The 22,237-nt window shown below is 68.8% G+C and carries 13 protein-coding genes; 6 read left to right on the top strand and 7 right to left on the bottom strand.

Features of this window, described 5'->3' with window-relative positions; all coding sequences use genetic code 11:
* The first annotated feature begins 9 nt into the window (after window positions 1–9).
* Window positions 10–888 (top strand): aldo/keto reductase family oxidoreductase, encoded by an 879-nt coding sequence (locus tag ACOEQ2_RS11820; RefSeq protein WP_419728178.1) that lies wholly within the window; start codon window positions 10–12, stop codon window positions 886–888.
* Between the two features lie 23 nt (window positions 889–911).
* Here the strand turns inward: ACOEQ2_RS11820 and ACOEQ2_RS11815 are convergent, their stop codons facing one another.
* The 5 genes from ACOEQ2_RS11815 to metX all read right to left on the bottom strand — a co-directional run bounded on the left by ACOEQ2_RS11815 (window position 912) and on the right by metX (window position 6,046).
* The gene (locus ACOEQ2_RS11815; protein ID WP_419728177.1) at window positions 912–2,570 is read right to left on the bottom strand and encodes a catalase family protein; all 1,659 of its coding nucleotides are present in this window, start codon (window positions 2,568–2,570) and stop codon (window positions 912–914) included.
* 75 nt (window positions 2,571–2,645) lie between these two features.
* The gene (locus ACOEQ2_RS11810) at window positions 2,646–3,656 is read right to left on the bottom strand and encodes a fatty acid desaturase (RefSeq protein ID WP_419728176.1); all 1,011 of its coding nucleotides are present in this window, start codon (window positions 3,654–3,656) and stop codon (window positions 2,646–2,648) included.
* A gap of 185 nt (window positions 3,657–3,841) precedes the next feature.
* Window positions 3,842–4,165, bottom strand: a complete 324-nt coding sequence (locus ACOEQ2_RS11805; protein ID WP_419731206.1) for an STY0301 family protein — start codon at window positions 4,163–4,165, stop codon at window positions 3,842–3,844.
* An 18-nt stretch (window positions 4,166–4,183) separates the two neighbouring features.
* The gene (gene metW / locus ACOEQ2_RS11800; RefSeq protein WP_419728175.1) at window positions 4,184–4,783 is read right to left on the bottom strand and encodes a methionine biosynthesis protein MetW; all 600 of its coding nucleotides are present in this window, start codon (window positions 4,781–4,783) and stop codon (window positions 4,184–4,186) included.
* Window positions 4,784–4,789: 6 nt separating this feature from the next.
* Window positions 4,790–6,046 carry a homoserine O-acetyltransferase MetX gene (gene metX, locus ACOEQ2_RS11795; RefSeq protein WP_419728174.1) on the bottom strand — a complete coding sequence of 419 codons (1,257 nt, stop codon included), beginning with the start codon at window positions 6,044–6,046 and terminating at the stop codon, window positions 4,790–4,792.
* 294 nt (window positions 6,047–6,340) lie between these two features.
* Between metX and ACOEQ2_RS11790 the strand changes: the two genes are divergently transcribed.
* The 5 genes from ACOEQ2_RS11790 to ACOEQ2_RS11770 all read left to right on the top strand — a co-directional run bounded on the left by ACOEQ2_RS11790 (window position 6,341) and on the right by ACOEQ2_RS11770 (window position 16,908).
* Entirely contained in the window at window positions 6,341–10,165 is a 3,825-nt protein-coding gene (locus ACOEQ2_RS11790; RefSeq protein WP_419728173.1) for a glycoside hydrolase family 99-like domain-containing protein, read from the top strand.
* 479 nt (window positions 10,166–10,644) lie between these two features.
* Window positions 10,645–12,354 (top strand): peptide-N4-asparagine amidase, encoded by a 1,710-nt coding sequence (locus ACOEQ2_RS11785; protein WP_419728172.1) that lies wholly within the window; start codon window positions 10,645–10,647, stop codon window positions 12,352–12,354.
* Between the two features lie 67 nt (window positions 12,355–12,421).
* Window positions 12,422–13,939 carry a DUF1800 family protein gene (locus ACOEQ2_RS11780; RefSeq protein WP_419728171.1) on the top strand — a complete coding sequence of 506 codons (1,518 nt, stop codon included), beginning with the start codon at window positions 12,422–12,424 and terminating at the stop codon, window positions 13,937–13,939.
* 113 nt (window positions 13,940–14,052) lie between these two features.
* Window positions 14,053–15,117, top strand: a complete 1,065-nt coding sequence (locus ACOEQ2_RS11775; RefSeq protein WP_419728170.1) for a DUF1501 domain-containing protein — start codon at window positions 14,053–14,055, stop codon at window positions 15,115–15,117.
* Window positions 15,118–15,558: 441 nt separating this feature from the next.
* Window positions 15,559–16,908, top strand: coding sequence for a DEAD/DEAH box helicase (locus ACOEQ2_RS11770; RefSeq protein ID WP_419728169.1), 1,350 nt, complete (start codon window positions 15,559–15,561; stop codon window positions 16,906–16,908).
* Between the two features lie 21 nt (window positions 16,909–16,929).
* Here the strand turns inward: ACOEQ2_RS11770 and ACOEQ2_RS11765 are convergent, their stop codons facing one another.
* Both ACOEQ2_RS11765 and ACOEQ2_RS11760 read right to left on the bottom strand, forming a co-directional pair.
* Window positions 16,930–21,468 carry an AAA family ATPase gene (locus ACOEQ2_RS11765; RefSeq protein ID WP_419728168.1) on the bottom strand — a complete coding sequence of 1,513 codons (4,539 nt, stop codon included), beginning with the start codon at window positions 21,466–21,468 and terminating at the stop codon, window positions 16,930–16,932.
* A 61-nt stretch (window positions 21,469–21,529) separates the two neighbouring features.
* The gene (locus ACOEQ2_RS11760; protein ID WP_419728167.1) at window positions 21,530–22,159 is read right to left on the bottom strand and encodes a DsbA family protein; all 630 of its coding nucleotides are present in this window, start codon (window positions 22,157–22,159) and stop codon (window positions 21,530–21,532) included.
* Window positions 22,160–22,237 lie beyond the last annotated feature (78 nt).

Here is a 22,237-nt window from a genome sequence, read left to right as displayed (position 1 = left end):
AGAAGACACATGGCAAAGCTCGGCAACGCCGGCACGTATCGGCTCGGCGACCGGACGGTCAATCGCCTGGGCTACGGCGCGATGCAGCTCGCCGGACCTGGCGTGTTCGGACCGCCCAAGGATCACGACACCGCACTGGCCGTGCTGCGCGAGGCCGTGGCGAGCGGCGTCAACCATATTGACACCAGTGACTTCTACGGTCCGTACGTCACCAACCGGTTGATCCGCGAGGCGCTTCACCCCTACCAAGATGACCTGGTGATCGTGACCAAGATCGGTGCCAAGCGGGGTGCGGATGCGTCATGGAACCCGGCGATGTCGGCGCCCGAGCTCACCAGTGCGGTACACGACAACCTGCGCAATCTCGGCCTCGACGCACTCGACGTGGTCAATCTCCGGATCCTCGGTGGCGACGGCCACGGCCCCAGCGAAGGCTCGATCGAGGCGCCGCTCACGGCCCTTGCGGAGCTGCAACGCCAGGGCCTGGTGCGGCATATCGGGTTGAGCAACACCACGCCCACGCAGCTGGCGCAGGGTCGCGGCATCGCCGAGATCGTCTGCGTGCAGAACCACTACAACCTCGCCCACCGCGAGGACGACGCGATGATCGACGCCCTTGCGGCGGACGGCATCGCCTACGTGCCGTTCTTTCCGCTCGGCGGCTTTACGCCGTTGCAATCGACGACGCTGTCGGACGTGGCGGCCCGGATCGGCGCGACACCGATGCAGGTCGCACTCGCCTGGCTGCTGCACCGGTCGGCGAACATCCTGCTGATCCCGGGCACCTCGTCGCTCGGCCACCTGCGGGAGAACCTGGCAGTGGCCGATATCGCCCTTACTTCGGAGGCGATCGCCGAGCTGGACGGGATCGGCTCAGCCGGTCACTGAACGGGCCACCCGGCGGGTTTCGATCAGAGCCGGCGCCCGACCCGCCGCGCCACCAGCCCGGCGACGATACCGAACAGCAGGTGGAACATCCCGTGCTGGGCGATGCTCGACCGGGTGTCGCGCCAGAGCGGCGGGCTCACCCCTGCCGCCGGGCCCGCAACGCCGTATGCGAGCAGATAGAACACGCCGCCGAAGATCGACCCTGCGACCAGCGGCGACGCTTCCTCCGGTGCCAGCGCGCCATACAATGCGCCGCTGACCCCGGACAGCAGCATGTGGCCGCCATGCGCCACCAGCTGCTCGGCACCATCCGGATCGGCCTCATCGGGGACCTCCGCAAGCCCGAGACTGGCGTCAAGGCGGCGCCTGAGCTTGACCAGGTCGGAGGGTTCGCCGCTCGCCGCTTCCAGTCCCACCATGATCGCCGATAGCAGCAAACCCGCCGCGAGACCGCCGACGGTGCCGGCAAACACGCCGCGCAGACCCTTGTTCAGCGGCTGGCCGACCGCGCCGGGACGGGCGTCGGGCGTGTTCGGCCGGCGTCCCTCACGACCGGGCATGCGGCCATAGGGGCTGGCGGCGGCCTTCGACAGCGCCATCGTCGCCTCGGGCTCATGGATCGGGCAGCCATTGCGCGACGCCCGGAACGCCGCCGACATGGCATAGGAGTCCCTGCGCGCCCGGTTGATCGAGCCGAGCGGCTGATGCTCGAGGAGGCCGTGCCACGGGCTGAACGACAGGCCGTCATCCGCCTGCACCGCGCGCTCCTCGCTCCAGGCAGGCTGCGCCGGCACCCTGATGCGGGCCACCGCGACATACGGGCTGCGGTCCTCCGGCCATGGCACCGAGGCGTCCTCGATCGGCATGGAGCGCGGGTCGGTCCGCAGCTGCACGCGGAGCTCCCACTCGGCGCCATGCTCGCGAAAATACGCGATGACCGCGCCGCGGAGCCCGTTCGGCGCGCCGGCGAGGTCGACCGGGCTGTCGGTCAGACGCTGCATCTCGTGGCTGATCGGCGCCAGCGACAGCTTCGCGACATGCGCGCCGTAGCGGTATGGCGTCTGGGTGTAGAACGTCTCGCCGAGCGGATGGGTCAGTGGCTGGCCGCCGAGCGCCTTCAGCTTGCCGGCATCACCGCCCGCTGCCGCCACCGCTACCGCAGCGCCGCGCAGGGCCGCGGACAGCGCCTTCTTCCAGAGCTGGCCGGTATCGGTCGTTGCCGCCAGCAGCCTGAGGCTCGTGGCGAAACTGCCGGCATCCGGGGCCACGAAGGCGGGTGCGTTGGCCATGACGAAGTCCTGCGTGCGCCTGGCTTCGGAACCCGGCAGCCGCTCGCCCTCCACGCCGATGACCTTGATGGCCATGCCGCGCGGCACCGACACCGTGTCGTCGAGGATGTCACCGGGGTTGGTGGAGATCCGCATCACCACCGGATAGACGGCCGGCTGCGCGAACATGCCCTGGGCCAGCTCCGGCGGCAGTCCACCCAGCACCTGCATCTCACCCTGCAGCAGGCCATGACTCTTGGCATGGACGCCGCGCACGGCGTGTCCGTAGTCGCTCCAGGTGGTCTCCAGGATGCCGCGCATCAGCCGGTTGATCGAGGCCTCGACCTGGGAGTCGCCGGGATGCGGCTGCTCGAGCTCGGCGGAATACGGGAGCGGAGTGGAGGAAGAGGTCATGGGCGGCTCCGTTGGCAGGGCCGGATGTGGCCGGCCTTGTTCAACGGCGAGGTGTCGCAGCCGGTTGCTGTGCCGCTAACGCCGGGGAGCCGCCGGGAAGGGCGCCATGTGGCCCTGCTCCTCGTCCCAGAGCGCATAGCTCGGAGCCCGCAGCGCCTGTCGCAGGTTCAGCACCGTCACCGCTCCGGTCACCTCCAGGCAGCCATCATGGCATGCCTGTAGTCGGTAGTTCGGGATGCCGGGGCGCAGATGGTGCACGTGGTGCAGGCCGATATTGCCGCTGAACCACTGCAGCACCCGCGGCAGCCGCAGGTAGGATGCGCCGTGCAGGGCGGCTTGGTCGTAGCGCCAGGTCTCCGAGGTCGCCCACTGGCTGTCCTCGAACCGGTGCTGCACGGAGAACAGCCAGATGCCGACGATGGCCGCGAACATCAGGGCCGGCAGATGCACCAGCAGCACGGTCCGGACGCCGAACACCATCATCAGGCCGGCGAACATCGCGACCAGCGACAGGTTGAGCAGCAGCACGCTGCGGCGCTCGACGCGGTTGGCGGCAGGGGTGTCGAACGGCACGCGGTACAGCAGGATGAAGATCACCGGCGGCAGCAGCAGGTGGACCAGCGCCGGATGATGGGTCAGCCGATACAGCCGCTGCTGCATCGGGCGGAGGGCGGCGTATTCCGCGCTGGTCAGGCAGTCGGAGAAGAAATCGGCCGGCACGCCGCGGCCGTCGAGATTGTTCCAGCCGGCATGATGGCGGGCATGCAGCCGGCGCCAGTAGGCGAACGGGGTAAGCGTCGCCAGGCTGCACAGGGCACCGACGATGCCGTTGACCCGGCGGGTGCGGAACAGCGAGCCGTGCCCGCAATCGTGCTGCAGCATGAAGATGCGAACGATCAGCCCGCCGGCCGGCACCGCAAGCGCCAGCGTGAGCAAGACCGACAAGCTGGAGGCGGCATACATCGCGACGACCAGCGTCAGATACAGCCCGAAGGTGGTCGCAGTCTGCCAGGCGGCCTGGCGGAGGCTGGAGGACTGGTATGGCTTGAGGATCGAGAGCTGGAGCGTCTCGGCAGCGGCCGTCATCGGAAACCTCGCTGCCGGCCGCACATCGCGCCGGCCTGGCCGAGACCCTCAGGTGCGGGCTTTTGGCGACCGCGACAGTCTGCGTCTGGAATCTCGATAAGCCGATCGATATCAGCTTATGAAGACGGATGCACGACCTGTTTCGTATCCGGCCAGGACCGCGCCGGAATGTGGGGCCTGTCGATCTACCGACAATAGGCTCGGAAGAGTGGTCCCGAGGCGAAGCAGGTCCGCGCACCGATCACATGAAGCGTGACGACAGTCGCGGTTCCGGAATATCGGCACACGAGATAGGGATCGATCCGATCAAGATCCCAGACGTCACGTCGGCCACGAACAGCCGGCTCAAGGTCCACCTTGTTCACGGGAGGCGTGTCGAAGAGGGACGCATTGTCCAGCACATGATCCTTGCCGTGATCAGCGACAATCTGCGGGCACCGGTTCGGCGCCATTCCCATGCATGACAGGAGCAGGAACATCGCTACCGGAACGAACCTGGTCGGCGACATGTCGTGCAAGCCGACCTCCTACGCGCGCCCCAGCAGAAACAGCGCCTGTTCGCCGAACAGGTTGGCCATCTGCAGCGAGCGTTGCCAGGGCGTGCGGGCGCCGTTCTCGTCGACCGCCATCCAGCGCTGCACCAGGTAGCCTTCCTCGGCGCACAGCGCGAAGAAGTCGCGGATCGTGCAGGGGTGGATGTTCGGTGTTTCGTACCAGGGACGGCCCCAGGCATCGGTCATCGGCATGCGACCGCGCAACAGCAGCTGCAGCCTCAATTCCCAATGGCCGAAATTCGGGAACGACACGATCGCCCGGGTGCCGATCCGCAGCATCTGCCGCAACACCTCGCGCGGCCGTTCCACCGCCTGCAGCGTGCGCGACAGCACCACGTAATCGAACGCACCGTCGGGATAATGCGCAAGATCGGTGTCGGCATCGCCATGCATCACCGGCAGGCCGTGCGCCACCGAGCGCGTCACCTCGCCCATGTCGAGCTCGATGCCGCGGGCGTCGCAATTGCGGGTGCGGAACAGGTGCTCGATCAGCGAGCCGTCGCCGCTGCCGATATCGAGCACGCGCGCGCCCGGCTCGATCATTTCCGCGATCAGTTTCTGGTCGAGACGCATGGGCGCTCAGGGCACCGTTGGGATGTCGGTGGTCGGCGTCGCCAGGCCGGCATGCTCAGCACAGCCCGACAGGAAGCCGCGGATGGTGCGGTCGAACTCCGGCTCGTCGAGCAGGAACGCGTCGTGCCCCTTGTCGGTCTCGATCTCGACGAAACTCACGTTCGCAGCCGCCTTGTTGAGGGCGCGCGCGACGGCCCGGCTTTGCGGCGTCGGAAACAGCCAGTCGGACGAGAACGATACGATGCAGAACCGCGTGCGCGTACCCACGAACGCCGCCGACAGGTCGCCGCCGTGGTCCATGGCGATATCGAAGTAATCCATCGCCCGGGTGATGGTCAGGTACGAATTGGCATCGAACCGGCGCACGAAGCTCGAGCCCTGGTGGCGCAGGTAGCTCTCCACCTCGAACATCTCGCCGAACAGGCTGAGCGGCGCACCGGCATCGGCCTTCGCGATCGGGTCGCGCTGCACCCGCCGGCCGAACTTGCGGGTGAGTGCCTCCTCCGACAGGTAGGTGATGTGCGCCATCATCCGCGCCACCGCGAGGCCGCGCGCCGGCACCAGCCCGTCCGCCCAGTAGCGGCCGCCATGCCAGTCCGGATCGGCGAAGATCGCCTGGCGGCTGACCTCGTTGAAGGCGATGTTCTGCGCCGAATGGAACGATGCGGTGGCGATCGGCAGCGCTGCGAACACCCGCTCGGGGTAGGTCGCGGCCCAGGACAGCACCTGCATGCCGCCCATCGAGCCGCCCACCACCGCGAACAGCCGCTCGATACCGAGGCTGCTGACCACCTTGGCCTGGGCCGCCACCATGTCGCGAATGGTCACCGGCGGGAACTCGGTGCCCCACGGCTCGCCGCCCGCGTCCGGCCGGGCTGAGCGCGGCCCGGTCGAGCCCATGCAGCCGCCCAGCACGTTGATGCAGATGACGAAGAAGCGGTCGGTGTCGATCGGCAAGCCGGGACCGACCAGGCGCGACCACCAGCCCGGCTTGCCGCTGACCGGATGGGTTTCCGCCGCATACTGGTCGCCGGTCAGCGCATGGCAGACCAGCACCGCATTGTCCGCCCGCGGACCGAGCCGGCCGTAGGTGCGATACGCCATGACCATCGGCGCCAGCACCACGCCACACTCAAGCTCCAGCCCCTCCTGGAAGCTGACGTGGCTGTGCTCATGCGGAGCCGCCGTCCCTGCCGTGGACGCCTGGTCCTGGACACTCCCGGGGCCTGGCGGCGTCTCGATCAGCGTGGCGGACTGGTCCATGGGCAGAGGGCGGCTCTTGACTGGATGGTTTGCATCGAGGTGGCGCGCACCATGCAACACGCCCGCCCGCGCGTCACGCCCCCGCGCTCCACGTCGCCGCGATGCGGATCAGCGTCCAGTGCGGGGCAGCCCTCATCGGGCCTCCGCCGCGCACCACGCCGCCCGGACGCCAGCCCAAGCCTTGTCGATCTCGAAACGAACTCTTGCCCAAGGAGCGGGCGACCGCGTATCTAACACAGATAACATTTTGTTAATCGTCCGGCCGATCCAGGATCAGACCATGCGTTCAGCCCGATGAGTGCCGCCCAGACTCCGGCTCCGCAGGCCATCGCCGGTGGCGGTATCCTGTCCGCCGCGCTGTCGTCCAGTGGCGGCCTGCATCTGCTCGGCCAGTCCGGGCTGTTCGACCTCGAGTACTACATCGCCTGCAATCCCGACATCGCCGGGCACAGGGCGGAGGCGATGGCGCACTATCACGACTATGGCTGGCGCGAGGGCCGCAAGCCGAACCTGTATTTCGATCCTGGCTGGTATCTCCAGCAGAATCCCGACGTGGCCGCAGAGACCATCGATCCGCTGCTGCATTACGTGCTGCGTGGTGAAATCGAGGGGCGCCGACCGAGCAGCTGGTTCGATCCGGTCTGGTACAGCCGCACCTACAGCGTCCCTGACGGCATGCTGGCGCTGCGCCACTACCTGCTGCATCGCGCCGGCGGCCAGGTCAGCGCGATGGCGGAGTTCGACAGCCCGTTCTACCTCAAGACCTACCCCGACGTCGCCGCCGCCGGCCTCGATCCGCTCGAGCACTACATGGTCCAGGGCTTCCGCGAGGCCCGGAAACCGTTCGCCGGCTTCGATCCGGCGTTCTATCGCCAGCGCTACCTGGGCGGCGAGACGGAACTCAACCCGCTGCTGCACTACCTGGCGCACCGCGACCGGCCGGGCATCCACCCCAGCCTGCCATCGGGCGAGACCACCCTGCCGCGCGAGGTCCGGCGCAACACCCAGCCCGGCCCGCTGTTCGAGACCCGCCGGATGCTGCCGGCCACGGTCACGCGCCGCGCCCGCGTGATTGCCTATTACCTGCCGCAATTCCACGCGATGCCGCGCAACGACGAATGGTGGGGCACCGGCTTCACCGAATGGACCAACGTCGCCCGCGGGCTGCCCCGTTTTGCCGGCCACTACCAGCCGCGCATTCCGCGCGACCTCGGTCACTACCGCCTCGAGGGCACCAGCGTGCTGCGCCAGCAGGCGGCCATGGCGCATGCGGCCGGCATCGACGGGTTCGTGTTCTATTTCTACTGGTTCAACGGCGAGCGCCTCATGGATGGTCCGCTCGAGGCGCTGCTCGGCGACACGTCGATCGAATTGCCGTTCTGCCTGATGTGGGCGAACGAGAACTGGACCCGGCGCTGGGACGGCTCGGAGGAGGACGTCCTGATCAGCCAGGATTTCCGCCCCGAGGACGAGCTGCCGCTGATCGACTGCTTCGCCCGCCACTTCACCGATCCGCGCTACATCCGCGTCTGCGGCCGACCGCTGCTGATGATCTACCGCATCGGCGTGATCCCCGACGCCGCCGAAACCATCGCCCGCTGGCGCACCCTGTTCATGGGCCGGACCAACGAGGACCCGCTCTTCGTGATGTCGCAGAGCTTCGGCGACAACGATCCGCGCCCGTACGGGCTGGACGGCGCGATCGAGTTTCCGCCGCACAAGCTGGTCAACGGGCTCGCCACGATCAATCCGTCGCTCAACGTGCTGGACACCGACTTCAGCGCGCAGGTCTATAACTACGACGACGTGGTGCGCTCGGCCCTGGCCGCTCCGCCGGCGCCGTTCCCGCTGATCCGCACCGCCTCGCCGTCCTGGGACAACGACGCCAGGCGACAGGGCAACGGGCTGGTGCTGCACGGCTCGACGCCCGCCAAGTACGAGGCCTGGCTTGAGGGGCTGGTCAGGGCAGCCGGCGCGCAACCGTTCCATGGCGAGCCGATCGTGTGCGTCAATGCCTGGAACGAGTGGGCCGAGGGCGCCTATCTCGAGCCCGACCTGCATTTCGGCGCCGCCTACCTGAACGCCACCGGCCGCGCCGTCACCGGCTTCGGCAAGCCCTCGGCGCAGGGTCGCGTGCTGCTGGTCGGCCACGATGCGTTCCAGGCCGGCGCACAATCGCTGCTGCTGCATGTCGGACGCCAGCTCAAGCGCGGCCATGGGGTCGAGATCGCCTTCCTGCTGCTGGGCGGCGGCGCCATGCTCGACGGCTACGAGGCGGTGGGCCGCACCAGCATCATGGCCGCGGACGACCCGCGGGTTCCGGCGCACCTGGAGGCGCTGCGGATCGCCGGCTTCTCCAGCGCCATCGTCAACAGCTCGGCCTCCGCAGGCATCGGACGCCTGCTCGCCCAGGCCGGCATCCCGTTCATCCTGCTGGTGCACGAGCTGCCCGCCCTGCTCGGCGAGAAACACCTGCTGCCGATGCTGCGTGACGCCGCGACCCATGCCCGCAAGGTGGTGTTCCCCGCGACCGCGGTGCATGACGCGGTGCGTGCCCTGGTGCCGATGCCGGACGAGCGCGCGGTGCAGCTGCCGCAGGGGCTGTACTCGGCTGCGAAATTCTCCGCCCGGCATCGCGCCACACTCCGCCGACAGTTCGGCGTCGCCCCGGACGACCTGCTGCTGATCGGCATCGGTTATGCCGACATGCGCAAGGGCTTCGACCTGTTCCTGCAACTCTGGCGCCTGCTCGCCAGCCGGCCCGTGACCGATGGTCGCCAGAAGCGCAGGCGCCAGCGCCGGCCGCATCGCCGTGTGCACTGCCTGTGGCTCGGCAACATCGATGCGATGCTGCAGACCTACCTGCGTGGCGAGATCGAGGCCGCCTGCGCCACCGGCACCTTCCATATGCCAGGCCATGTGCCGGACGCGCCCGACCATCTCAGTGCCGCCGACTGCTTCGTGCTGACCTCGCGCGAGGACCCGCTCCCGAGCGTGGTGCTGGAAGCGCTCGCGTGCGGCCTGACCGTGGTGGCGTTCGGGAACAGCGGCGGCATCCCCGAGCTGCTGCGTCGGTTCGAGGTGGGCGCGCTGGTGCCGCTTGGCGATGTCGGGGCGATGGCGCGTGAAACGCTGGCACTCGGCCAGGAGTGCCACGATGCACGCAGCGTCGATCGCGCCCGCGCCGGCCGCCTGGCCGCCCGCCAACTCGGCTTCGACCGCTACGTGTCGGGGCTGCTGGCGCTGGCGCAACCGACGATGCGGCGCATTTCGGTCGTCGTGCCCAGCTACAACTACGCCCGCTACATGCGCCAGCGCCTGGCCTCGATCTTCGCGCAGGGCCATCCGGTGCTGGAGGTGGTGGTGCTTGACGATGCCTCCGCCGATGACAGCGTCGCCCAGGCCCGCGCGGCTGCCCTGGAGTGGGACCGCCAGGTGCGCGTGGTGGCGCAGACGCGCAATTCCGGCTCGGTGTTCCGGCAGTGGCAGCGCGCGGTGAACGAGGCCAAGGGCGACTGGCTATGGATTGCCGAGGCCGATGACGCCGCCGATCCACGCCTGCTGGAAACCCTGGTGCAGGCGCTGGAGAATGCGCCGCGCGCCGTGCTGGCGTTCTGCGACAGCCGTGCCGTGGATAGCGACGGCCTGACCGTGTCGGAAAGCTACAAGCCATACTACGCAACGACTGCCGGCACGATCCTGGACGCCGACGGGCTGCATGAGGGCCCGGCGTTCGTCAACAGCTGCCTTGGCGAGCGCAACCTGATCCTGAATGCGAGCGGCGTGCTGTTCAACCGGCAGGCCTTGAAGGAGGCGCTGTCCCGCTGCAACGAGGAGCTGATGAGCTTCCGGGTGGCCGGCGACTGGCGGCTGTATATCGAGCTGCTGAGCCAGGAGGGCGCGCAGGTCGCCTACGTTGCCGAGCCGCTCAACATCCACCGGCGGCACGGCGACAGCACGACGCAACGGCTGGCGGCGCAGAAGCATCTCGGCGAAGTGGCGCGGATCCACCGGCTGATCGGCAAGCAGCCGGCGATCCTGGACGAGCACCGCACGCGCCAGCGGATCTATCGCGCGCAGCTCGCCGAGCAGTTCGGGCTGAAACTCGCCGGGGAGTAGGGATCGGTCGCTGCCCTGGCCCGCGCTTGCGTTCAGGTTCTGCTGCTGGTCGGCGACGGTGCCGGCGTCGACCGGCGAGGCGGCGGTCCCTCGGCTGTTGCGGCTATCGTTGACCACGGCAGCAACCTGCGCGTCCCGACATCATCCAGCCGAATGCGGGCATCGCCGGTGATGTCGGGGCGCCGTCGCTGGCCGCAGTTCATGAAGCCCGGGAACGACGCGGATCAGCGCGGCTGGCTCGCGCCACGGGGTCGGCGGCGCGCCGGCCAGCGCGGGAACCGGCGGGTGACGCCCTCCCCGTGCGGGGCCTGGCTGGCCGGGCACCCTTCCGCATGGATTACAGTGGCAGTCCGGATTTCCGCATCGTTGGCCTTAGGCGCGTCGCCATCCCGCACCCGCTTGCCCTGAAGTCCATGCAAAAACCATTCCTGCTTCTGTCCGGCCATGCTTTGATACTCTTTCAACGCCAGGACAGCCCGATGATGCCGTGCCGCAAACGACCCGCCTTTCGATCCATCCTGCTGCTCTCTAGCACACTTGCGCTGGCTCCGGCGCTTGGCCGTGCCGCCACCGCCGCGGGCCCCGCTGTCGGCAGCAGCAACGTGGCGTCGATCGAGCCTCCCTCCGTGCCGCATCCGGCCGAGACGCCCTGCAGCGTGCCGCTGTTCAGCAACGCGAGCTTCGGTGGCAGCGCGGTCCCGTTCACCTACCAGCCGCCCGCCGCCTGCCCCGGCCCGTGGGCGAAAGTGGTGCTGAGCACCGACATCTCGCTCGATGCCGGCCAGCAATATGACCGCACCGCCACGATCTTCATCGGCGGCGTCAACATGCTGTTCGGCACCACCGCCGAACCGCGCGCCGCGCTTGCCCCCGCCTGGCACGTCGAGCGCGACGTCACCGACGACACCGCCCTGCTCCGCGGAAGCCTTCCCGGCACCGCGCTGATCGCCAACTACACCAACAGCACCGACACCAGCACCATCACCGCGAGCTCGACGCTGCTGTTCTACCCGGCGACGAAGCAATATCCGGCGCCGGCCACGCCCGACCTGGTGGTCCCGCTGAGCAGCGACCCCGCCGGCGGCACCACCTCGCTCAGTGACGGCACGCAGTCGTTGAGCCGCACCGGCACCCTGCCGCGCAACATCGAGAAGGCGCGCCTCGACGTGCTGCTGCAGAGCCAGTCCTCGGACGAGTTCTGGTACACCTGCGTGCCGAATGCGCTGTCCACGGCATTGGAAACCTGCGGCGGCGGCGCCTTCCGCGAGGGCCAGGTGGCGATCGACGGCGTGGCAGCCGGCGTGGCCCCGGTCTATCCGTGGATCTATACCGGCGGCATCGACCCCTATCTCTGGGAGCCGATCCCGGGCGTGCAGACCCTCGCCTTCAAGCCGTATTCGGTCGAGCTGACGCCGTTCGCCGGCGCGGTCGATGACGGCCGCCCACACACCATCTCGCTGTCGGTCGCCGGTGCCGATAATTATTTCTCGGTCACCGGCACGCTGTACCTGACACTCGACCATGGCAGCCAGACCGTGCGCGGCGCCGTCACCCGCAACACGCTCGGAGCGCCGACGCCGGTGGTGACCAATACCATCGTCCAGAACGGCAGCACCGCGACCGGAAACGTGCTCACCACATCGACCCATGATTACGAGATCAGCGGCTACGCGGTGACGTCGCACGGTCTGGTGACAACCACCGTCGCGCAGAGCTCGCATTTCTCCAACAACCAGAGCTTCGACGTCACCCCGACCGTCGATGACCAGACCATCGCCCAGCGCACCGATACGCTGAGTGCCGTCACCACCGCGACGCCCACCGGCCAGACCGTCGTGCAGAAGGCGTTCTCCTATCCGCTCGACCTGCGCTACGCCTACATCGTCAACAGCGACGGCAGTGCGGCACAGACCACGGCGGTGACGCAGTCGCTGGAAACCGGTCGGGTGCGGCTGATCGACGGCCTGCCGGTCGAGGCCTCGGCGGTGCACGAGATCGTGGCTCCAAGCGACGTGATCAACTTCACGGCGGCCGGTGCGGTGTCCTCGCATGTCGGCAACAGCAGCGCCGAGTATCTTTTCGGCGATACCGCCACCGGCTGCGTCACCCGGCGCGAGACCTCCACCAACAGCGTGCTGTCGACGGCGAGCAGCACCGCCGCTTGCGACCTGCAGGGGTTGCTTCCGTAACTGCCGGGCCAATGCGGGGGCGGGCTCAACCCGTCCCCCAGTGGCTTGAGTTTCTTGACAGGCGGGCGTGTCCCGCACATCGATCGCGGTGGTCAATCACCCCGCTGTGATCTCCACCTTTTACTCCGTATTAACCACTTCGCCGTCATGGTCACGACGCCCGCCAAGGGCCTGTGTGAACCATCGACCGTCGTCGCTTCGCGTCGGGCAGATCGAAACGCGAGGGGCGATCCCATTCATGGCAGATCCGAACGCCACAACGGTGCACGCCTTTTCCCGGTTCGGGTTCGGCGGCAGGCCGAGCGACGGCGCACCCACCGACATCCGCGCATGGCTGACGGCGCAACTCTCGGGGCCGGATCCGCTGGCGTATGCGCAGCCGACAACCGACCAGGCGCTCGACCTGTTCTACAACGTTGTCTCGGCGGCCACCCCGGCACTACAACTCCAGCTGCAGACGCAATTCATCACGCAATACCAGACGGAAATCAACAACCTCTATGTCGCTGCGGTGACCACACCGATGCCGTTCCGCGAGCGGCTGGTGTGGTTCTGGACGAACCATTTCGGAATACTCCGGAACCGCGGCGCGACCATGGGCACCGCGGGGCCATTCGTTCGCGAGGCGATACGGCCTTTCGTGACCGGCACGTTCGCGAGCCTGCTTCAAGCCGCCATGCACCACCCGGCGCTGCTGTACTCGCTCGACAACGTCATGAATGTCGGGCCGGACAGCCCCGATGGTGTCCGGGTCACCAAGGCCGGTCGGCCAGCTCTCAGCATCAACCAGAACCTCGGCCGCGAGACGCTCGAGCTTTTCTCGGTCGGTGTGAGTGGCGGCTACGCGCAAACGGACGTCCTCGCCCTGTCGAGTCTGCTGACCGGCCTGCAGGTCAACATGGCGTCCGCGCCCCGAGGGTATGAATACAACCCGCTGACAGCCGAACCTGGCAGCCAGATCCTGCTCGGACAGTCGTTCAACGGAACCGCATCCGGCTGTACGGCTGCGATCCAGATGCTTGCATCACACCCGGCCACCTACCGTCACCTGGCAACCAAGCTGGTCACCCACTTCGTCTCCGACACACCCTCGGAGACAGACGTGCAGACGATCGCCGGAGTGCTCGCGAGCACCGGTGGCAACCTCGGCGCGGCTTCTCTCGCAATCACCGAACTGGCGAGCGCCTGGGCTCCACTCGAGAAGGTCCGCACTCCGTCCGAGCATGCAATCGCCATTCTTCGTGCCATGAATGCAAGCGTTGCCGAAACAACGACCCTGATCGATGTCGTTCAATCCTCGATCAACCTTCCGTGGAATTCGAAATTCGCAAACGGCTGGTCCGATCAGGCGATCGACTGGATCGGGCCGGCGCAAATGGAGAAGCGGCTCTGGGTCGGCTCGGTGCTGGCGAACGCCCTCGCCAAGTTGCGAGCCAGCCAGACCGGGGTTGTCGCGATTGCCGGGAACGCCAGCGTCTTTCCGTTCCTGACACCAGCCGTCACCTCGGCCATCGCATCGCTCAAGGGCGGCGTCGCGAACCAGCTCACCGTGCTCTTCACCCTTCCGGAGTTCCTGCGGCGATGATCCACGCAACCAGACGTCAGGCACTCCTCGGCTTCGGCTCGGTCTGCTATTTCGGGATGAGATCGCAGGCGCGAGCGGCCTCAACCGCGTCGCCTCGGCTCGTTGTCATCAACATGACAGGCGGGGTCGACGGACTTTCCATCGTGGCACCCTACGGCGATCCCTATCTCGCAAAGCTTCGGGCGCCGATCATGGATAGTGCGGTCGGGACCGCAGGCGGCATGTTCGACCTCGGTGGTTTCTACGGGCTGCACCCGTCGATGCCGAACTTCAGGACTTTGTTCGTGAACGGGCAGGCGCTGGCGGTGCATGCGGTCGGCAACGTGGCCTATACGCGCAGCCATTTCGACGGCCAGGATTTCCTGCAGGCCGGCTCCACGACACTGCGCGACAACGGCTGGCTGAACCGCGTCGCCGCACTCATTCCGGGGACCGGGAGCATGCAGTCCAGCATGGCGATGGGATCCAACGTACCGCTGCTGCTGCAGGGCGCCGCGCCGGTTGCGGGTTGGATGCCCGGCCTGCTCGGTGGCATCCCGTCCGCCACCCTGGCCATGGCGGCGGCGCAGATTGCGCGCGACCCGGTGCTCGGTCCAGCGATGGCCGTGGCGCTGAACGACTACACGACCGAGTGTGCCATCCGGTCCCAGGCCACCGCCGCGCCCGCGGGCCTCGGTCCCGTCGCGTCGGTCGCCTACTCCGCCGCGATCGCTCTTGCTGCACCCAGCGGCCCCTCGATCGCATCCTTCGAGAGCGGGAATGTCGATACCCATGGCAGTCAGATGGCGACCCTGAAGACCAGTCTCGCTGACCTCGACAACGCCTTCGATGTGCTTCGCAAAAACCTGGGGGCCGCCTGGGCGAACACCGTCGTTGTCACGATCACGGAATTCGGACGCAAGGCTGCATCGAACAGCAGCGCCGGCACCGATCACGGCACCGGCTTCGCCATGCTTCTTGCAGGCGGTGCGGTCGCTGGGGGCAGGGTTGTCGCGACCTGGCCAGGATTGTCCCCGACCGCGCTCTACCAGGGCCAGGACCTTTACCCGACAGTCGACGTGCGCTCGGTCCTGTCGGGAATTCTCACCCAGCACATGCGTTTGCCGGCGTCGTCCATGTCGACGATCTTCCCGGGTGCCGGTGGCATCAGCCCGTTGAAGGGGCTGGTCGCGGCCTGATCCTGACCGCTCTCATCCTGCGTTTTCGTAAGCCTCCCGGTCGCCCGCTCGGCACCGGGTTACTGATCCGGCTCAGCGTCGACCCCGGGGTGGGCGGTGGGCGGTGCCAGCAACCACTGATCAACGCGAAAAGCTCCGCCCGACTGCGTACAGCCGTTTTTGCTTGCCTATACAGCTGCAAGTCACTATGTGGGCCCCGTGAGGTGCACTGCGCAGCGCCTGACGCCTCCTTCATGAAGGACGGTCCGGCGCAGAGGGCCAGTTTCTTCCGGAAGAGTGACGCCTCACCAAACCATCCCTGCGATCTGATCCAACGAGCCAACCGGCACCGCCTCAACGTGGGTCCGGCCCATTAACTCGTCCTTCATTCATATCAGCGATCTTCCCCGACGCGGCCATGGCCGCCGGCAGGATCAGGCGCCAGGAGGCGCCCACCCGCTCATGACCACTTTCGTAGATCTGAAACTCGCCGAACCTCTCCTGCGTGCCCTGACCGAGGAAGGCTATACCGAGCCGACGCCGATCCAGGCCGGCGCGATCCCCTACCTGCTGGCCGGCCGTGACCTGCTCGGCCTGGCCCAGACCGGCACCGGCAAGACCGCCGCCTTTGCGCTGCCGATCCTGCATCGCCTGGCGCAGCATCGCATCCCGCACACCCCCAAGGGCCCCCGCGTCCTGGTGCTGGCGCCGACCCGCGAGCTCGCTGCACAGATCGATGAGAGCTTCGTCACCTACGGCCGCCACATGCGCCTGAGCCACGCGGTGATCTTCGGCGGCGTCGGCCAGGGCCGTCAGGTCGAGGCGATGCGCCGCGGCGTCGACGTGCTGGTGGCCGCCCCCGGGCGCCTGCTCGACCTGGTGAACCAGGGCCATATCAACCTGGCGAACGTCGAGGTGCTCGTGCTCGACGAGGCCGACCGCATGCTCGACATGGGTTTCGTGCGCGACATCCGCCGCGTCGTGTCGATGCTGCCGAAGGAGCGCCAGACGCTGCTGTTCTCGGCCACCATGCCAAAGAGCATCGCCGAGCTCGCCGGCGGCCTGCTGCGCGATCCGGCCCGCGTCGAAGTCACTCCGCCCTCAACCACCGTCGAGCGCATCCGCCAGGCGGCGATGTTCGTCGACGACGCCGACAAGCGTCAGGCAACCCTGATGCTGGTGCAGTCGCCGAAGGTCGTGCGCGCCATCGTGTTCACGCTGATGAAGCACGAAGCCAACAAGGTCGCCGAGTTCCTGGTCAAGGAAGGCATCGCCGCCGAGGCCATCCATGGCAACAAGAGCCAGGGTGCCCGTGAGCGCGCAATGGCCGGCTTCCGCTCCGGCGCCGTGAAGGTGCTGGTCGCGACCGACATCGCGGCGCGCGGCATCGACGTCGACGAGATCAGCCACGTCTTCAACTACGACCTGCCGAACGTGCCGGAGAGCTACGTCCACCGCATCGGCCGCACCGCGCGCGCCGGTCGCGAGGGCTGGGCGGTCTCGCTGTGCAATGCCGAGCAGCGCCAGTGGCTGCGCGACATCGAACGCGAGATCGCCATGCCGTTGCCGGTGTTCATGGACCATCCGTATCACTCGGAAGCCGCCGCCAATTCGACCATGCGCCCCCCGGTGCTGGGTGCCGGCGGACGTGGTCGCCAGGGTGGCGGCCAGCATCAGGGCGGCCAGCGGTCGGGTGGTCAGGGCGCGCCGCGCTCGGGTTCCGGCGGACGTCCCTCGGGTGGCGCACCTGGTGGTGCCAATCGGAACGGCGGCAATCGTCGTCCCTCCGGCGGTGGCTATCGCGCCGCCTGATCCGAAGCGGTCGGGCCGGCCTCACCCAGGCTGGCCCACCATCTCTGCGGCTCGTGCCAGATCCACCGACAGCACGCGGCTCACCCCGCGCTCCTGCATCGTGACACCGTAGAGCCGGTCCATGTGCGCCATCGTCAGCTGGTGGTGCGTGACCACCAGGAACCGGGTGCCGGTCTCCCGCACCATGTCCTCGAGCAGCGCACAGAACCGCTCGACATTGGCATCGTCGAGCGGCGCGTCGACCTCGTCCAGCACGCACACCGGCGCCGGATTGCAGCGGAACACCGCAAAGATCAGGGACAGCGCGGTGAGTGCCTGCTCGCCGCCTGACAGCAGCGACAGCGTGGCGAGCTTCTTTCCGGGCGGCTGCGCGTAGATCTCCAGCCCCGCACTCAGCGGATCATCCGACCCGACCAGTCCCAGATGCGCCCGCCCGCCATTGAACATGCGCGCGAACAGCGCCTGGAAGTGCCGGTCGACCGCCTCGAATACCTCGGTCAGACGCTCCCGCCCCTCGCGATTCAGCTGGCCGATCTGGCCGCGCAGATGGGCGATCGCGGTTTCTATTTCCTCCGCCTCATGCAGGATGACGGCGATCCGCGCTTCCGACTCCTGCAACTCCAGATCGGCGCGCAGATTGACCGGCCCGATCTCGTCGCGCTCGCGGTTCAGCCTGGCGATACGGCGGCGCAGGCCGGTCTCCGTGGTTTCCGACAGATCGACCGCCGCATTCCCGGGCAGATCGGGGGGCTCCGACGTCTCTGCCAGAAGCTGCGCCAGCATCGCCTGCGCCTGCTCCTGGCGAGCATCTGCACGCAGCACCGCCTCCCGCCCGGCCACCAGCCCGGCTTCGGCCGCGCGACGTGCAACCTGCGCCGCCTGCAGCGCCGCCTCCGCCTGGGTCAGCACCTCCCGCGCACCGGCGGCAGCGTCCTCCGCCAGCCGCGCCGCTTGCTCACGCTGGCGCAGTTGCTCGGCACATGCATCCGGCGCCGCTTCATGAAGCGCCTGCTCCGCAATCGCCTGGGCAAGCCGCGCCTCGGCAGCTTCGAGCGAGGCCGCAGCAGCGATCCCGCGTGACAGCCAATCGGCAAGAGCCGCCTGGAGCGGTTCCCGCCTGGCATCGAGACCGGCCTGCTCGGCACCCAGAGCCGCGCGTGCCTCGGCGGCCCCTGCCTCCGCGGCGCGCGCCCGTTCCAGCGCATCGCGCGCGGCAGCAGCAGCCGCAGCGGCTGCAACCGGATCCGCCAGCCGTGCGCCAGCTTCCGCCAACAACCGCACTGCCCCATCGGCCTCGTCATGCTCGTGCAGGCTCGACTGCCGACGCGCGGCAAGCGCCTCCAGCCGACTCCGCTGCTCGAGAAACGCCGCCGCTGCCTGCTCCCGCTCGGTCCGGCAAGCACCCAGCCGGATCTCCGCGGCACGCCTCTGCTCACGCGCCAGCTGTTCCGCATGCGACGCCGCATCGGCACGGTCCTGCGCCTCCGAACGTGCACGGTCTGCCGCTTCCGGCGCCGGTCGGGCCGCAAGCACCTCCGCCGCCAGGGTCACGGCACCGCGCGCGGCGGCAACCTCATCCCGCGCCCGGACCAGCAACGGCGCCAGTGCCGCGCACGAGCCGGTGCTTTCGGCGTGACGGCCAAGCTGTGCCGCGGCCGTGGCGCGTACATGTTGCAGCGTCGCCTCGGCACGGCGTCTGCCGGCACGCGCCTCCTGTTCAGCCTCGACCGCCTGCGCCTCGCAGAGCGCCGCCGCACCATGCTCGCGGGCGAGCTCGCCTGCATCGACGAGCGCTGCGCGTGCTGCATCGGCCTCGCGAGTTGCCGCATCGGCCTCCGCCAGGGCAGCCTCGGCGCGCTCGAGCTGCGGTGCCAGCGCGTCGAGCCGGGCGCGCGCCTCGGACTCGAGTCTGGCCAGGCCCGCCTGCTCATCACGTGCCGCACGAAGCGCCTGTTCCGCCGGAGCGCGCGCCGCCCGTGCCGCCTGCGCCTCCGCCAGCGCCACATCGCAAGCCGCGGCACATGACATCGCCTGCTGCTCGAGTGGCACCATCGCCGCCTCGACCAGGTCCAGCCGGACGCGGATCGCGCGCAGTCGGGACCGCAGTTGCAGGTGACGCGCCGCAGGGCTCGGCAAGCCGGCCATCACGCGGTACCCGTCCCAGCGCCAGAGCGCACCCTCACGCGTCACCAGGCATTGGCCCGGCTGCAACAGCGCCTGCAGCTGATCCGGGCGGTTCGCCACGTCGATCAACCCCACATGCGACAGCGCCCGGATGAGCGGCGCCGGGACGTCGAGCATGTTGGCCAGCGAAACCACGCCATCTGGCAGCGGAAGCGGGGGCGAGAGCGGCGGAAGGTCGAGCCAGGTGCGCGGTGCGTCGGGATCGAGTGCCGCGTCCAGCCCGTCCGCGAGGCAGGCGGCCAGTGCCGCTTCCAGTCCCTCGGGAACGTCGAGCTGGTCCGCGAGGGTGGCGACACCTGCATGATCCGCGTCATCATCGGCAGCCAGGGCTTGTGCCAGCCCATCCCGCTCGGCCGCGAGTCGAGCGGCCGCCTCGCGATGGTCAGCGAATGCAGACGCTGCCAGCCGAGCTGCCTCGAGTGCCGCCTCAGCCGCCCGGTCCGCATCCACCAGCCGCGTCTGCGCCGCCTCCAGGGTCGCGTCGGCTTTCATGCAGTCGACGCGAGCCGCTTCGAGTTGTGCGGCCGGGGGGATCGCGGCCCGCGCTTCGACGTGTTCCCTCGCCAGCATGTCGTGCTGTGAGGCCGCCCGCACCCGTGCCGCCTGCGCTTGCGCGAAAGCGGCCACGGTCTGGTTCCGTTGTCGTCCGGCATCCTGAACCCGTGCCGCAAGTTCCAGCCTCGCCGAGACCGCTTCCGCACGGGCAACCTCCGTCTGGTCCAAGGCTGCCGTCGCTTCCGCCAGCGCCGCCTCTGCCGCCGGGACCGACCCCGACGCCGCATCGAGCTCGGCTTCGGTGAGCAGGCCGCTCTCTGCCACCTGCCGTCGCTGCTCCAGCGTCTGGCAGTCCTTCGCCTGGCGCCGAAGCCGTTCCTCCGCATCCTGCAGGGCCTGCACCGCGGCCCGATGCAGCCGCGTCGCCTCGGCCGCCTCGATCCGCGCCGCATCCGCCACGCGTGCGGCGACCGCATGAGCCTGGCTTGCAGTATCCAGTGCGTGCGATGCCGCATCCAGCGCGAGCGCGGCCTGCTCGCACGACCGATCGTGGTCCTGCATCACGGCCGGATCGGGGAGTGCGGCCTTGGCCAGCTGCAGCTCATGGTCCAGCTGCGAGAGGGCGTAATGTGCACGCTCCAACCGGGCCGTGGCCGCGGCACGATCGCGAGCGAATTCGGCGCTGATGGTGTGGGCCGACGCGGCAGCCTCGGCGGCCTCTTGCGCGTCGCGCTCGGCCGCCTGCAGTGTCGCGCGCAATCGGGCGGCTCGCTCCGCCTCGGCGTCTCGTCTGATCGGCAGCGCCGCCGCGGCCGCCTCCAGCGCCTCGCGTTCGACCTCCAGCCGTGTCGCCGCGTCGCGTGCATCGGCCAGGCGGGCGCCGGCCTCCTCGCGGTCCCGCCTGGCGTGCTGCAGCCGTGCCGCAGCCTGCTCGGCCTCGCGAACCGCACGCTCGCCATCCAGCGCCGCCGCTTCCGCCTCCACCCGCCGCCGTTCGGCCACGCTGCGGGCGACGGCCTCGGCATCGCGCAGGCCCGGTATCGCCGCCTCGGCCGCCTGCTCGTCCGCCACCGCACGCGCCAGGCGTGGTTCCACCGCCTCGAGCACCGCCCCCGCATCGCGACGCGCCTCGTCGGCCACCTGCACGGCATGCCTGGCGCGAGCATGCAACAGCGCCAGCAGCAACGCCTCGGCCGTGCGCAGCTGCAACGCCACCTCGCGGTATCGCGCGGCCTGCTGCGATTGCCCGGACAGCGCCTGCACCCGCGCATCGAGCTGCCGGCGCAGATCCTCGACACGCACCAGGTTGCCCTCGGTGGCGCGCAGCTTCAGTTCCGCCTCGTGCCGCCGGGCATGCAGCCCGGTGATCCCGGCTGCCTCCTCCAGGATCGACCGGCGCTCCTCCGGCCGGGCACCGACGATCGCCGCGACCCGTCCCTGGCTGACCATCGCCGAGGAGCGCGCGCCGCTGGCGAGGTCCGCAAACAGGGTCTGCACGTCGCGCGCGCGCAGCTCCCGGCCGTTGACCCGGTAGAAGCTGCCGGCGCCACGCTCGATGCGGCGGCTGATCTGCAGCTCGTGGTGCTCGTGGAACGGCGGCGGCGCGAAGCCCAGCGCCTCCTCCAGCGTCAGCACCACCTCGGCCAGGTTGCGCGCCGGGCGGGCGGCGGTGCCGGCGAAGATGAGATCATCCATCTCGCCGCCACGCAGCGACCGTGCGCTGCTCTCGCCCATCGCCCAGCGCAGCGCCTCGACGACATTGGACTTGCCGCAGCCGTTCGGCCCGACGATGCCGGTCAGGCCGGGCAGGATCTCCACCGAGACCGGCTCGGCGAAGCTCTTGAAGCCGGTGATACGGAGGCGGGCAAAACGAACCGGCATGCGGGCACCGGACACTCCCGGCAGCGATGGGGGCGCGGAGACGGCCGCCTCCGACACCAGGTCAGGCCGCCGCTGCGTTCACCTTCTGCAGGAACGTGTCGTATTCCATCTCGCCTGAGAACAGCGTCTTGCCGAAGATGAACGAGGGCGTGCTGTCGATCTTGTACTTCGCCTGGCCGGCATTCTGCTCGTCCAGGATCGCCTGGCGCAGGCCCTGGTCAGCGACCGTCTGCTGGAACACGTCGTGCGACATGCCGGCCAATGCCGCCATCTTGGCCAGCTCGACCTGCGGGTCGTTGCTCTGCGAGAACGCCCATTGGTCCTGGCTGGCAAACAGCGCCTGCACGAACGGCTCGTAGCGCTCCGGTGGCAAGGCGCGCGACACCATTGCGGCCGTGAGCGCCACCTGGTCGAGCGGGAAGTCGTGGTATTCGTAGCGGATCCGCCCGGTGTCGATCAGCTTGCTCTTCACCTCCAGGAACGCCGTCTGGCTGAAGCGTGCGCAATGCGTGCAGGTCAGCGAGAACCATTCCTGCACCACCACCTTGGCGTCCGCCGGTCCGAGCGCCCGCACCGCCATGCGCGGATCGGCGGCGGCCGCAAAGGCGGACCCGGGCACGGCGAGATCCAGCAGCGCGCTCGCGGGCAGGCCGATACCGGCGAGGATCAGGGTGCGGCGAAACAGGCTCATCGGCGACGACTCCGGCACGACGTGGTTTGACACCCCCGGGATACCCCCAACCAAGGTCGCTCGGACAGGGGCTGCCGA

It is taken from the genome of Lichenicola sp., from assembly GCF_965198575.1.
In the GTDB taxonomy this organism is placed as follows: domain Bacteria; phylum Pseudomonadota; class Alphaproteobacteria; order Acetobacterales; family Acetobacteraceae; genus Lichenicola.
The sequence above is the reverse complement of the archived record's forward strand: the minus strand, read 5'-3'. Positions and strand labels throughout refer to the sequence as shown.

Bases quoted from the DNA above. Each gene is read 5' to 3' on its own strand.
- ACOEQ2_RS11820 (WP_419728178.1), top strand. From the start codon at position 10: ATGGCAAAGCTCGGCAACGCCGGCACGTATCGGCTCGGCGACCGGACG.
- ACOEQ2_RS11815 (WP_419728177.1), bottom strand. From the start codon at position 2,570: ATGACCTCTTCCTCCACTCCGCTCCCGTATTCCGCCGAGCTCGAGCAG.
- ACOEQ2_RS11810 (WP_419728176.1), bottom strand. From the start codon at position 3,656: ATGACGGCCGCTGCCGAGACGCTCCAGCTCTCGATCCTCAAGCCATAC.
- ACOEQ2_RS11805 (WP_419731206.1), bottom strand. From the start codon at position 4,165: ATGTCGCCGACCAGGTTCGTTCCGGTAGCGATGTTCCTGCTCCTGTCA.
- metW (WP_419728175.1), bottom strand. From the start codon at position 4,783: ATGCGTCTCGACCAGAAACTGATCGCGGAAATGATCGAGCCGGGCGCG.
- metX (WP_419728174.1), bottom strand. From the start codon at position 6,046: ATGGACCAGTCCGCCACGCTGATCGAGACGCCGCCAGGCCCCGGGAGT.
- ACOEQ2_RS11790 (WP_419728173.1), top strand. From the start codon at position 6,341: ATGAGTGCCGCCCAGACTCCGGCTCCGCAGGCCATCGCCGGTGGCGGT.
- ACOEQ2_RS11785 (WP_419728172.1), top strand. From the start codon at position 10,645: ATGATGCCGTGCCGCAAACGACCCGCCTTTCGATCCATCCTGCTGCTC.
- ACOEQ2_RS11775 (WP_419728170.1), top strand. From the start codon at position 14,053: ATGACAGGCGGGGTCGACGGACTTTCCATCGTGGCACCCTACGGCGAT.
- ACOEQ2_RS11770 (WP_419728169.1), top strand. From the start codon at position 15,559: ATGACCACTTTCGTAGATCTGAAACTCGCCGAACCTCTCCTGCGTGCC.
- ACOEQ2_RS11765 (WP_419728168.1), bottom strand. From the start codon at position 21,468: ATGCCGGTTCGTTTTGCCCGCCTCCGTATCACCGGCTTCAAGAGCTTC.
- ACOEQ2_RS11760 (WP_419728167.1), bottom strand. From the start codon at position 22,159: ATGAGCCTGTTTCGCCGCACCCTGATCCTCGCCGGTATCGGCCTGCCC.